Raw genomic sequence first — 12,032 nt, forward strand, 5'->3', positions numbered from 1 at the left:
CCCCGGCTCCGTGATCTGGAAACTCCGTACCCTCCCGACCAGGGAGGCGACCGGGCATGGCAACGAAGATCAACGAGGACATAGCGACCCTGCGGGAGCACGAGGTCCTCCTCATGCACACCCGGCGCCGCATGCCGTTCCGCGACATCGCCGCCGAGCTGAACATCAACGTCAAGACGGCCTATGAGGCGTGGAAGCGCGGCATGCGCAAGTACGCCGAGGCCGCCGCCGCTGAACGAGACATCGAGATCGGCCGGCAACTCGCCACCCTTGAGGCGCTGCTTGACGGCCTCATGCCCAAGGCGATCACCGGGGATGCCCGCGCCGCCGAGGTCATCATCAAGGCGTTGGACCGGCACGCGCGGTTGCTCGGCCTCGACGCCCCCGTAAAGGTCGACGCCAAGCTGACGGACGCCCTCACGGCCGAAGTCGAGGCCCTCGCCGACGAGATCGCCGAGCGGGCCGCCCGGTGACCCTCACCGCGGAGCAGCGAGCGCGGCTGGAGCGGATGAGCCCGGCCGCGCTCCGCGCGCTGCGCGACCGCCTCGCAGACCGGCTCTGGCACGACCGGTGGAACGCGTGGACGCCGTACGAGTGGCAGGTCCCGCCAGCCGAGGTCGAGACGCACGGGATGTGGTTGCAGCTCGGCGGCCGAGGCACCGGCAAGACCGACGGGTGCGCGCGGTACGTCGTCGAGCACGTCAACGGGCCCCCGTGCGACGACCGCATCCCCGGCGGACACCGGCTCTCCATCATCGCGCCGACGCAGGGTGACGCGGTCGAGTCGGCGGTCAACGGGCCGTCGGGCCTGCGGGCTCATGACCCGCGGGTGGTGGTGCGGACCACGGTCGGCGGCACACACGTGCGCTGGCCAAGCGGCGCCGAGGCCAAGTTGTTCGGCGCGCACTCCCCGGACGACATCGAGCGTCTCCGCTCGGGCGGTAACCGCTGCTTGGTGTGGCTGGAGGAAGCGGCAGCGATGCGTCGGCTTGGCGACGCGCTCACGCACTCGGCGATGGGTCTCCGGCTCGGGCTCCGCCCGCACTACATCGCATCGACAACGCCCAAGCCACGCCGCGAAATCCGGGACCTCATCGGGCGGGACGACGTACTCGTCACCCGCGGCCGGACCCGCGACGCGACTCACCTCCCCGAGCTGATGCGCACCAAGTTGATCGCGCAGTACGCCGGCACCCGGCTGGAGCGACAGGAACTCGACGGCGAGGTCATCACCGATGTCGAGGGCGCGCTCTGGTCGTGGAGCCTGCTTGACGCCACCCGTGTGGGCGCGATGCCCGACACCGCCCGCCTGGTCGTTGCCGTGGACCCCGCGGCCACCTCGACCGACGAGGCCGACGAGATGGGCATCATCGTGGCTGGCCTGTCCCAGCAGTACGTACCGGACCGCAACGGCACTGTGCGGCAGCACGGTTACGTGCTCGACGATCTCTCGGGCCGGATGCCGCCGATCGAGGCGGCCCGCCGAGCGGTGCAGGCGTACCACGCGCACCGGGCGGACGCGATCGTCGCCGAGGTGAACAACGGCGGGGAGTGGATCGGCACGGTGGTTCGGCAGGTCGACCCGACGGTCAACTACCGTACGGTCACTGCCAGCCGGGGCAAGGCCACCCGCGCCGAGCCCGTCGCCGCTCTGTTCGAGCAGCAGGCCGCGCACATCGTCAACGGCCTGCCTGGCCTTGAGGAGCAGCTCGCCACCTGGGTGCCGGGCGAGTCCTCGCCCGACCGGCTCGACGCCATGGTGTGGGCCCTCACCGATCTGATGCTCGCCTCGGCGGGCAACCTCGCCGCGGTCGTATAGGAGGCCACCAGTGGGACGATTCCGAGACGTGCTCGACGCCGCCATCGGCCGGCGCGCCGCGCCCGGCGGCGGCCTCGACACCCTGCGGGACCGCCGCCCCGTCACCGTGGCATCCGTCGGCGGACAGCAGTCGCTCACCCTGGACCTCGACGCCGAGGCCCGCGGGTACGCGCACTCCGCGGTGGCCTACCGGTGCGTGGCGGCCATCGCCGACAACGGCTCGTCGGTGCCGCTCGTGGTGCGGCGACCGGACGGCGCGGAGATTACGGGGCACCCTGTGGCCGCGCTCTTCAACAAGCGGCCGAACCCCCTGATGAGCGCGAGGGTGTTCAAGTCCCTGGTCTTGCAACAGAGCGAGTTGGCAGGGCAGGCGTTCGTCTGGCTCGACCGCGGCGAGACCGGGCTCGGCCCGATCACCGCGATGCACCCGGTGTACGACCCAGTAGACGTGATCGTCTCCAAGCCCCTGGCGCAGCGGCCGACGACCGCTGATCTGGTCGGGTTCGTGATCCGCCGGCTCGACGGGGTTCAGGTGCCCGTCCTGCCGGACGAGATGCTGTGGCTCCGCTACCCGCACCCGTTCGACCCGCTCGGGTGCCTCGCCCCGTGGAAGGCCGCCCGGCACGCGGTCGATATGGACGCCTACGCACGGGAGTGGCAGCGCTCCAGCTACGCCAATGGCGCCGCACCGACCGGCGTCCTGTACGTCGGGGACATGGACGAGCGGAACCTCGCCGCCACCCGCGCCGCCTGGCGCTCATCCATGCAGGGACCGGCCAACACCGGCAGAACGCTGGTGGTGGGATCCCCGCCCGGATCGCAGGGCAAGGGCGTCGAGTACGTCCGCGTTGGCTTCACCGCGGAAGAGATGGACTACCTCGAATCGCGAATGGCCAATGCCGCCGAGGTGATGTTGGCGTTCGGCGTGCCGCACGACTACCTGAGTGCGGGCACGACGTACGAGAACAGGTCGGCGGCCAAGATGACGCTTTGGTCAGACACCATCGTCCCCAAGCTGGAGATCATCGGCAGCGAGATCGACCGTGTCCTCCTCCCGTCCGACGCCGAGGACGCCGAGTGGGACCTCTCCGGCGTGACCGCGCTGCAAGAGGCGCAGGACTCCGTGGCCAACAGGACCCGGGCCTCGGTTTACTCGGACACCCTCACGATCGACGAGGCCCGCGCCGAACTCGGCAAGGAGCCGCTACCGGGAGGGATCGGTGCCCACACCCTCACCCCGTACCGCGCGCAGTGGGCGCCCGTCCAAGGTGCGCCCGCCCCCGACGCCGCCCGGTCGTGGGATGTCGACTTTTCCCGCCTGCCCGTCGCCGAGGATGCGCTCGGCCTGGCGGTCGAGCAGGCCCTCGTCCGTCTGCTGGGGCAGGCGCAGGGCGACGCCCGACCGGCGCCCATCCGGCCCGAGTTGACGCGTGCCGACGACGCCCCGTCATCGCCGTCACCTGCCGAGGTGGCCGATGCGTACGACGCGTTGGAGACCGCCGGCCGCGCCGCGGTGCGGTCCCTCGCGCGGGAGCAGCAGACCCGCGTCCTGCGGGATTTCGACCGGCTCATGGGCAAGCCCGTCCGGTCTGCTGCGTGGCTGGACGAGGTGCGAGAGCAGGCGTGCGCGCTCGCCCGCGAGGACACCGTCCGCCTCGCCCCGCCGGACCCCGAGGAGACGACCGCGGACCGGATGACTGACCTCGACGTAGCGACCGGCCCGGAGGGGTGGGAGCAGCGCGTCCGGGTGCGGGACCTGTTCGACGGGTCCTACTGGCGGCGCCGGACCCGCGAGGTACTGCGCCCGTTCGTCGAGCGGGCGTGGCGCCGGGGCGGGGCGTCGATCACCTCGGCGTTCGACCTCGACGAGCCGGCCGTGTCAGGCGCGCTGCGGGACCGCATCGACGAACTCGCCGACCGGGTCACGGCGACGACGGAGCAGGTTCTTCGGTCGCAGATCCTCGCGCACGGTGTCGCCGAGGGCGAGTCGGTGCCAGAGCTGCGGGCCCGGATCCAGCAGGTGTTCACGAACCTCAGCGACTTCCGGGCAACGATGATCGCGCGGACCGAGACCGTCGGCGGATACAACGCCGCCTCCCACTTGGCCGCGCTCGACGCCGGAGCCGTCCGCAAGACGTGGCTCGCCACCAACGACCAGCGCACCCGTGAGACGCACCGCGAGGAGAACGGCCGGTCGGTGCCGCTGAATAAGCGGTTCACGCTCACCAAGAGCCGGTGGCCCGCGGACCCGACCGCGCCCGCGTCCCAGTCGATCCAGTGCCGGTGCGCCCTCACCTACGAGTTCGAGGAGAACTGACATGGCCGCAACCCTGCTCCGCGGCGAGGTGCCGTGCGTGCTCCAGGCCGCCGAGCACGAGCAGTACCGCGACGCCTACCGGCCGCCGGGAGTCCCGCTGCGCGAGGTGCGCCGCGGCCCGTACGACGGGCAGAGCGGGGCGGTAATGCGCACCCCGGACGGCAGCCTGCCCCGAACGCTGGTGCTGGCCCGGGGCCGGATCGTCTACGCCCTCGACCGCGAAGCGGACGGGGTGGCGACGTACCGGTACGCCCCAGCTCTGTCGCCCGCCCACCGGCCGTTGATGGAAGCGGTCGCCGAGCAGTACGCCGAGCACGCCGCCCGCGGGGCGCAGGAAGGACAGCAGCGATGACGGAGATCGAGTTCCGCGCGGCGGTCGACATCGACCTACGCGCGGTCGACCAGGGGGACGGCACGTTCGAGGGGCTGGCCTGCCGGTACGGGGTCGTTGACTCGTACGGGACGACGTTCCGCCAGCGGGTGTTCCGCAAGGGGCTCAAGGGCTCCTACGCCATGCTCTTCATGCACTCCCCGATGCAGCCTGTCGGCACGTTCACCGCCGAGGAGCGGGACGACGGTCTCTACATCTCCGGCCGGTACGACGACACCGCGGCCGGCCGGGACGCGCGCACCATGGCCCGGTCGGGCAGCGCGCCGGACCTGTCCGTCGGGTTCGTCCGGACCGACCTCCCGCCGTGGGAGAAGCTCGCAGAGATGAGCGACGAGGACCGCGCCGCCGTAGTGGAGACCATCCGCTCGGCCCGGCTCGTCGAGGTCAGCCAGATCACCGCCCGTATGGCCGCGGTCCCCGGCTCCAAGCTGAAGACCGTACGGAGCGCACTCGGGGCACTGTACGAGGACATCTCGGCCCCGGCGCCGCCTTCCCCCAACGGCCAAGCCGCAGCCGAGAAGGAACGGCAGGCCGCCAAGGCGCAGTGTCTCGCCCAGCGTCAGCGGCGGGTGGCACTACTGCGGTTGGTGGGGGTCCCTCGATGACGCAGGAACGCCTAGAAGGACTAGGACGGTCCCGGGGCGGTCTGACCTGCAAAATCCACCTCGCCGGCGAGGGTGGGTGCCGGCCCATTGCCTTCGTGGTCACGCCCGGCCAGTGGGGCGACGCGCCGCAGATGATCGAGGTCCTTGAACGCATCGCCGTTCCCCGACCGCAGGGCGGACGGCCCCGCACCCGCCCTGACCACCTCGGCGGCGACAGGGCATACAGCTCACGCCGCAACCGCCGCTACCTGCGAAGACGCCAAATCAAGCACACCATCCCCGAGCCGAAGGATCAGCGGGCCAACCGCACAAGACGCGGGAGCAAGGGCGGCCGGCCCACCGGCTTCGACAGCGAGACCTACAAACGCCGCAACGAGGTCGAGCGGACGATCAACCGGCTCAAGAACTCCCGAGCCGTCGCCACCCGCTACGACAAAAGGGCCTACGTCTTCCACGGCACCGTCACAGTCGCCGCAATCCGGCTCTGGCTCCGCCCGTGAGATGTGCCCGGCACCTGGTTACGCCCAGAACTGCTTAGCCCCCAGCAGCGTTCGTCCCATACAGTGCCGAAGCCATGACGGCACTTGCATCCTTCACTTTCGTGCGCCACATCGACGGGCTCCGCTACCACTTCGAACGCGACGGCGAGCACAACGGCCGCCCCACCTACCGCCGAACGGACGGGAACGTGCGGTGTGTCTGGTCGCCGACCGACGGCTGGCACTGTGAGATCGCCGATGGCCTCGTCACCGCTTACCCCCTCAACAGCCGCGCTGACGAACCCGAGCCCCCGGCCACCGTCTGGCGCAGCTTCAAGAACGACCGCTCCTACCTCTACGACCTCCGGGCCCTCGACTCCGAAGAATGATCCGCCGGACAGGCCCTAGCTGCGGTGTCGCCCCTGGGCACGAGGAACGCGCTGGTGGTGACGCTCCTTGCGCAGCTCGGGGTGGTGGCGGTGACGGGGCTGCTGAATCTGCGGCTGCCCCGGGTGGTCGGCTGAGACGCAGGTGGTCGGCCGAGAGCTGATCGGGACCGGCCGCGCCAGGTACGGCAGCAGGGCCCGGACCACGAGTCGTGGTCCGGGCCCTGCCCCGTGCGGTACCGCCCTGCTGCGGCGGTGCGTCAGCTCTGTGCGGTGTCGTCGCCCGCCTGCCCGGCGCCCTCAGCTGCGCCTGCCTTCTCGCGCATCTTGCGCACCAGCTCCGCCTTCTGGGCGGCTGCACCCTGGCGATCGAGGTTGCGGTGCGGACCGTTGTTCTGCCGTTCGGTGCGGGACAGCTTCTTGCGCTGGCCGCCGCCCATGCCCACGGGGTTGTTGATGTTCTTGCTCACGGTCACGGGTTCTCCCGGTAATGATGTGAAGTGATCTACGGATTCATCGGCGGGGGGACGGGCGGCGACGTCGAAGGACGTCAGCAGGGGCCCATCACGCTCACTCGTAAATCGGCGCCTGGAAGAACATGACAAAGACGTTACCCGGTTCCGCCGGCCCCGCACACCAACCTTTTCGCCGCCCCGGCGTCGGCCGGGCCTTCGGCGGGCGCCCAGGGTCAGCCGTTTCCTTCCGGGAATCTCAGCACAGCCAGCATCCGCCGGTAGTCACCGCCCCCCGGGGCAGGTCCAGATGGGCGTTACTGGGCCGCCGCGGGCGTTGTCAGTGGTCGCGAGCATACTGACGGCATGAGAGATCATCTCACTTGCGCCCCACCGTTACGAGACAACCTTTAGCCAAGCAACCCTCCGAGCGAGTTCGCTCGTGCTGGCGTCGACACTGTGCCGCTACGGACGCTGCACAGGCGCCACCACGGCGCCGGCTCAGGTAACCGGTCCTCATGACGCGACTTGCGGCACCCATCGTCGCGGCGCCGGCCATCTGCTCTACTCTCGGCGCATCCGGGCCGCCCGTACCGGACGTAAACGCCACGGGCATGCCGGGCGCGATCCACCGGCCGTGACAGACGGACGCAGACCCCCAGACATCTGGGCGGCTGCGCGCCGTCCACGGACCGAGAGGACCGCCATGAGCAACCGCGTGCGTCCCATCGGCCGCCGCCGCGACGGACGGCCGATCTACCCCATCAAGGGCGGCGCCCCAACCCTCACAGAGCAGCGCGACGAAATCGTCCGCCTGCTCCAGGACCCCGACTATGACGGGGACCTCGACGAGCTGATGCAGCGCGCCGACCAGATCGCCGCGCAGATCGACCAGGCCAACCAGCGGGACGCCCGCCTGCGAGCCCTGCGCGCCGCCGCGCTCCCGGCCAGCGACCCGGACCCGCGTCCGCAGACCCGACGCACCGAGCCCGGCCACCAGCCCGACGACCACGGCGCCCCGCACCCGGTCACCGCGGCCGAGGCGTTCATCCGGTCCAAGGCCCTCGCCAACTTCCGCGCCAACGGCGCCGTCGGCAAGTTCTCCGTTGAGCACCGCGACGCCCCCACCGGAACGGTCACCACGACCAACGGCGTACCGACCCGGCCGGAGCGCCAGCCGGGCCAGATTCCGACCAACCCGGACTTCCCGCTGCTGGTCGCGAACCTCCTCGATCGGCAGACCAGCAGCGGCAACACCCTCGAATACGTCCGCGACACCTCCGGCCCGGTCGCGGGCACCGGCACGTGGAACAAGGCCACGGTCGTGCCCGAAGGCACCATGAAGCCGCAGTCCGGCCCGTTCTCGTGGGACACCATCACGACCAGCCTCAAGACGGTCGCCCACTGGGTCCCCATCACCCGCCAGGCCGCGGACGACGACGGCCAGATGATGGGGTACATCAACGGCCGGCTTACCTACGGCCTTGAGTACCAGCTCGACCGGCAGATCCTCACCGGCACCGGCACCACGCAGATGCAGGGGATTCTCACCACGCCGGGGATCGGCGCCTATCAGCCGGGCGTGGGCAGCACCGACGCGAAGCTGATCACGGTCCGCAAGGCCCGCACGCAGGCCGAGTTGGCGCTGTACCCGCCGGATGCCGTGGTGATGAACCCGCTCGACTGGCAGGACATCGAGTTGGACACGGACGCGAACGGGCAGTTCCGCGTCATCACCAGCGTCACCGAGCCGGGCGCAGCGATGCGTCTGTGGGGCCTGACCGTCGTGACCACCGTCGCCATGGCGCAGGGCACCGCGCTCCTCGGCGGGTTCCGGACCGGCGCCACGCTGTGGGAGCGGCAGGGGATCACCATCCTCATGACCGACAGCCACGCGGACTTCTTCCTCGCGAACACGCTCGTGATCCTCGCCGAGCGCCGCGCCAACCTGGCCGTGCACACCCCCCGCGCCTTCACCAAGGTGACGTTCGCCGCGGCCACTTCCTGACTCGTCCCTGCCCGTCACGACACCGTGAGGAGGCCCACCGTGGCCGCACGCAAGACCGAGGACCGGCCGCAGGCCACCGTCCGCACCCAGGAGTACGCCGCCGGCAGCGGGTGGGAAGTAGGCCAGACCGCGCCCGACGATGCGTTCCGCGCGCTCGACGACCAGGCCGCGCCGTACGGCCCCGTCGTCCGCACCCACCCCGGCGGGCACGCCCGACTCATCGTCGCCAAGGGCGCCACCGTCACGGAGTCCGCGGCGCGCGAACTCGCCGCCGCCGAGACCGTCGAGGACTGACCGCCGGTGTACTGCTCTGTCGCGCAAGCCCGATCCGCGGGGTGCACCGGGACCGACCCAGAGGTCACCGCGTGGATCGAGGCTGCCACCGAGCGGATCACCGCGTACACCCGGCAGGCTTTCGAGCCCCTCTCCATGGTGGTGGTGGGGGACGTGACGCCCGGGGGCCTGGTGCTGCTCCCGCGTCGCGTCCGGTCGGTCTCGTCGGTGACCCCGCTCACCGACGGGGCCGACGACGCCCCGTCCCTCCCGCCGTCGGCCTACCGCGTCACGTCGTCTGACGTGCTCGGGCAGATCGACGCCGTCCACCTCACGTGGGGCGGGTGGGACGACCTCATCGCCGGTGCTGAGTCGTGGGCCGGCGGGTGGGGCAGCCTGCTCGGCGAGCACGAGCAGGTGCGTGTGGAAGGCGAGTTCGGCACGGCCTCGGTTCCGCCGGTGGTGGTGCAGGCGTGCGCGCTGCTCGCCGCGCACATCCAGGCGCAGGCCGCGCCGTCCGACGCCGACGCCGCGCAGGACCCCACCCTCGATGTCGACGACGAGGGCAACAACGTCCGCATCGAGCACACCGACGGCCCGTCGGCGACACCCGTCGCCGCATCGGCGTCGACCGGCTCGACGCAGGTGGACGCCCTTCTCGCCGGGCACCTCAACCACGGCCCGTCCCTCATCGGGGGCGTGTAATGGCCCGCCGCTACTTCGACACCTCGGCGACCGCGCGGATCAACACCCGCGCCTACGAGCGGGGCCTACGACGGGTCCTCGGCCGGATGTCCGCCGACGTGCGGCGCGCGGTCGAGCGGACCGGCACCGACGTGCAGAACGAGGCCCGCCGGGTGGCGCCGGTCGACACCGGCCGGCTCCGGTCGTCCATCGTCGCCCGGCCGACCCGTGGCCGCGGTGCTGGGTACGAGGTCGGCACGAACGTGAACTATGCCGCGGCGGTGGAGTACGGGACGGCCCCGCACGTGATCGTGCCGAAGAACGGCCGCGCGCTCTACTGGCCCGGCGCTGCTCACCCGGTCGCCAAGGTCAACCACCCCGGCACCGCCGCAAAGCCGTTCCTGCGGCCGGCGGTCGAGGCCACAGAGTTCTTCTTCCGCCGCAACCTCGAACAGATCAGGGGGCGGTGATGGCCGCGACCACCGAGGGCGCCATCAAGGCCCGCCTCGAATCCCTGGCGTTCGGGGTGCCCGCGTTCCGCGACGGCCCCCGCGACGGGCAGGCCCCGCCGTTCATCGTCATCCAGCAGCAGGCCATCACCACCAACACCGGCGCCTGCGGTGACTTCGGTGACACCGCGGCCGAGATCGTCGTCACCGAGACCCTCACCGTCGACCTCATCCAGCACGCCCGCGCCGCGACCGGCGCGGCCCGCGCCCGCAACGCCGAGCGATACGGCCTCGCCGAGGTGCTCGCCGTCGCGCTGCACGGCTGCACCTTGCCCGCCGCGCCGAGCCCGGTATCGGCCGTGCGCGTGCGGGACATCGACCGGTTCCCCATCGCCGACAACCGGGTCCGCCACTCGATCACCGTCGAGGTACAGCGGACCCTGACACCCGCCGAGGTGATCCCCGCATGAGCATGCCCCCGATCTACGTCCCGCTCGACCGTGACGAGGTGGTGCGCAGCCTCGGCAACCGGCTCCCGCCCCGCACCGGCCGGCCCATCCTCCGCATCTCCGCAGATCAGGAGACGCAGACCGGTGGAGTGTGCGTGTTCCCCGTCGCTGGTCTGCCCGGCTACCTCTTCTACCTGCTCGACGGCGTGATCGTCGAGCAGGACGCCGGGACGGTGGACGACGCCCTCGCCGCGCTCGTCCCCGGCAGCGCGCTGGAGACCGTACCGGGCGACCTGCCGCCCGAGTCGCCGCCGCGGGACGAGACGTGGCAGGTCATGGCCGCGCCGTCCGCAGACCTCTCCGTCGAGTAGCAGACCCACGTGGGCCGGACCCCGGCACCAGGAAGGAACCGCAATGCCTCTCTCCCCGATCACCAAGGTGTACGGCGTCCAGGACGCCAAGATCAGCCGGCTCACCGCGGACCCCGCCGGCGGCGCCGCCACGTACGACGTGCCCATCGACGTGCCGGGTATCAAGTCGTTCGAGATCAGCGGCGACATCGAGACGAAGAAGCTCCGCGGCGACAACGGGCCGCTTGCGACCAACTCGGCTATCTCGGGCATCACCGTCAAGGTCGAGCACGCCAAGTTGTCGCTCGCGGCTCTGGCGGCCATCACTGGCGGCACGACGACCGGCACGGGCACCACCCCGGCGCAGACCTCGACGTACTCGCTCACCGGCTCCAGCACCCTCCCCTCGTTCAAGTTGGAGGGGGTCACTCCTGCCAACGGCGTGGACATCATCGGCGGTGACCTGCACTGGGTCCTCTACTGCTGCACCCTCAGCAAGTTTCCCGAGGTTGGGTTCGCCGATGAGGACTTCCGCACCGTGTCGTTCGAGGCGGACGCCGACCCGCTGATCTCCTCCGGCAAGTGGCTGGACGCGGTGATCAACGAAACCGCCGTAGCCATCGCCGTCACGTGAGACCTGCCGGGCGGGTCGTCCCCGCGCCGCCCGCCCGGCCGCACGCAACACCCGCAGGCCGAACCCCGGCACTGACCCAAGGACACACCACCATGACCACAGGCATTGACCTGCTCGCCCCCGGCACCACCATCACCCTCGCCGACGACACCGAGGTCCCCCTCGTCTACTCGTTCCGCGGACTGGCCCTCATCGAGGCCCGGTTCGGCTCCGTCGCCGCGGTGCAGTCCGTGATTCAGGCGGACGGCGCAGCGTTCGGCCCGCTCATCGAGATCATCGGCGCCGGGGCCGTCTCGTCCGGGATGTTCGAGCCGTACGTCCGTGAGCACCAGGACGCCAAGGGCCGCCGGCACGTGACCGAGATCGTCTACAAGCGGCGCGACGGCCGGCAGTTGGGCGACCTGCTGCACCCGGGCCACCTCGATTCGTATGTCACCGCGTTCACCCGCGCCTTTGAGCAGGCGATGAAGAGCGCCGAGGGAAACGCCGCGGCGGCCCCGGCCGCCCGGCCGGTCGAGACGGTGACGCCTTCCCCTGGGCCGAGTGCTACTACCTCGCCGTCGGCGCCCTCCACCTTCCGCCCGGCGCCTTCTGGGACATGACGCTGCACCAGCTCATGACGCTGGCCGACCAGCACCGCGCCGCGCACCGCAGCGGCACCGCTCCCGAGCAGCAGACCAGCGGCCCCGGACTCATGGACCTCGCCGCGATGACCCGCAGATAGGAGGTGGCACCG

15 protein-coding genes and 2 pseudogenes are annotated in these 12,032 nt (G+C 71.1%); 16 read left to right on the forward strand and 1 reads right to left on the reverse strand.

Translation table 11 applies throughout. The annotated features are described in order from the left end of the window. Positions 1 to 56 precede the first annotated feature (56 nt). The 7 genes and pseudogenes from CG747_RS20955 (at position 57) to CG747_RS20985 (ending at position 6,000) form a co-directional block, all read left to right on the forward strand. Positions 57 to 473, forward strand: a complete 417-nt coding sequence (locus CG747_RS20955) for a hypothetical protein (protein WP_100603309.1) — start codon at positions 57 to 59, stop codon at positions 471 to 473. Then, positions 470 to 1,819, forward strand: a complete 1,350-nt coding sequence (locus CG747_RS20960; RefSeq protein ID WP_100603310.1) for a terminase large subunit domain-containing protein — start codon at positions 470 to 472, stop codon at positions 1,817 to 1,819. The genes CG747_RS20955 and CG747_RS20960 overlap by 4 nt, the downstream gene beginning before the upstream one ends. 10 nt (positions 1,820 to 1,829) lie before the next feature. Continuing rightward, positions 1,830 to 4,136 carry a phage portal protein gene (locus tag CG747_RS20965; RefSeq protein WP_100603311.1) on the forward strand — a complete coding sequence of 769 codons (2,307 nt, stop codon included), beginning with the start codon at positions 1,830 to 1,832 and terminating at the stop codon, positions 4,134 to 4,136. 1 nt (position 4,137) lies between these two features. After that, positions 4,138 to 4,488, forward strand: coding sequence for a hypothetical protein (locus tag CG747_RS20970; protein WP_100603312.1), 351 nt, complete (start codon positions 4,138 to 4,140; stop codon positions 4,486 to 4,488). Then, positions 4,485 to 5,132, forward strand: a complete 648-nt coding sequence (locus tag CG747_RS20975; protein WP_100603313.1) for an HK97 family phage prohead protease — start codon at positions 4,485 to 4,487, stop codon at positions 5,130 to 5,132. Before CG747_RS20970 ends, CG747_RS20975 begins: the two co-directional genes overlap by 4 nt. Positions 5,133 to 5,146: 14 nt before the next feature. Next, positions 5,147 to 5,632: pseudogene (locus tag CG747_RS20980) on the forward strand (IS5 family transposase); the annotation flags it as partial. A 74-nt stretch (positions 5,633 to 5,706) separates the two neighbouring features. After that, positions 5,707 to 6,000: a hypothetical protein gene (locus CG747_RS20985; protein ID WP_100603314.1), complete on the forward strand. Its 294-nt coding sequence runs from the start codon at positions 5,707 to 5,709 to the stop codon at positions 5,998 to 6,000. A 257-nt stretch (positions 6,001 to 6,257) separates the two neighbouring features. Here the strand turns inward: CG747_RS20985 and CG747_RS20995 are convergent, their stop codons facing one another. Then, positions 6,258 to 6,473, reverse strand: a complete 216-nt coding sequence (locus tag CG747_RS20995; RefSeq protein WP_180985624.1) for a DUF6243 family protein — start codon at positions 6,471 to 6,473, stop codon at positions 6,258 to 6,260. Between the two features lie 682 nt (positions 6,474 to 7,155). Here CG747_RS20995 and CG747_RS21000 point away from each other — a divergent pair. From CG747_RS21000 to CG747_RS49625, 9 genes and pseudogenes are all read left to right on the forward strand, one after another. Then, complete coding sequence (locus tag CG747_RS21000; RefSeq protein ID WP_219621500.1) at positions 7,156 to 8,457, forward strand: phage major capsid protein; 1,302 nt, start codon at positions 7,156 to 7,158, stop codon at positions 8,455 to 8,457. Between the two features lie 39 nt (positions 8,458 to 8,496). Further along, a complete protein-coding gene (locus tag CG747_RS21005; protein WP_100603315.1) occupies positions 8,497 to 8,751 on the forward strand; it encodes a hypothetical protein in 255 nt (84 codons plus the stop codon). Between the two features lie 6 nt (positions 8,752 to 8,757). Further along, on the forward strand, positions 8,758 to 9,435 hold the full coding sequence (locus tag CG747_RS21010; protein ID WP_100603316.1) for a hypothetical protein: 678 nt from the start codon (positions 8,758 to 8,760) through the stop codon (positions 9,433 to 9,435). Continuing rightward, a complete protein-coding gene (locus CG747_RS21015) occupies positions 9,435 to 9,884 on the forward strand; it encodes an HK97 gp10 family phage protein (RefSeq protein ID WP_100603317.1) in 450 nt (149 codons plus the stop codon). The genes CG747_RS21010 and CG747_RS21015 overlap by 1 nt, the downstream gene beginning before the upstream one ends. Continuing rightward, complete coding sequence (locus CG747_RS21020) at positions 9,884 to 10,333, forward strand: hypothetical protein (protein ID WP_100603318.1); 450 nt, start codon at positions 9,884 to 9,886, stop codon at positions 10,331 to 10,333. The genes CG747_RS21015 and CG747_RS21020 overlap by 1 nt, the downstream gene beginning before the upstream one ends. Further along, positions 10,330 to 10,683, forward strand: a complete 354-nt coding sequence (locus CG747_RS21025) for a hypothetical protein (protein WP_146022118.1) — start codon at positions 10,330 to 10,332, stop codon at positions 10,681 to 10,683. Before CG747_RS21020 ends, CG747_RS21025 begins: the two co-directional genes overlap by 4 nt. A 43-nt stretch (positions 10,684 to 10,726) precedes the next feature. Then, on the forward strand, positions 10,727 to 11,296 hold the full coding sequence (locus CG747_RS21030) for a phage tail protein (protein WP_100603320.1): 570 nt from the start codon (positions 10,727 to 10,729) through the stop codon (positions 11,294 to 11,296). Between the two features lie 92 nt (positions 11,297 to 11,388). Further along, on the forward strand, positions 11,389 to 11,898 hold the full coding sequence (locus CG747_RS21035; RefSeq protein ID WP_100603321.1) for a hypothetical protein: 510 nt from the start codon (positions 11,389 to 11,391) through the stop codon (positions 11,896 to 11,898). Next, positions 11,880 to 12,020, forward strand: a pseudogene (locus tag CG747_RS49625) (hypothetical protein); the annotation flags it as partial. The gene CG747_RS21035 and the pseudogene CG747_RS49625, both read left to right, overlap by 19 nt. Between the last annotated feature and the right edge of the window lie 12 nt (positions 12,021 to 12,032).

Origin of the sequence: Streptomyces sp. CB02959 (assembly GCF_002803155.1) — a bacterium.
GTDB lineage: Bacteria > Actinomycetota > Actinomycetes > Streptomycetales > Streptomycetaceae > Streptomyces.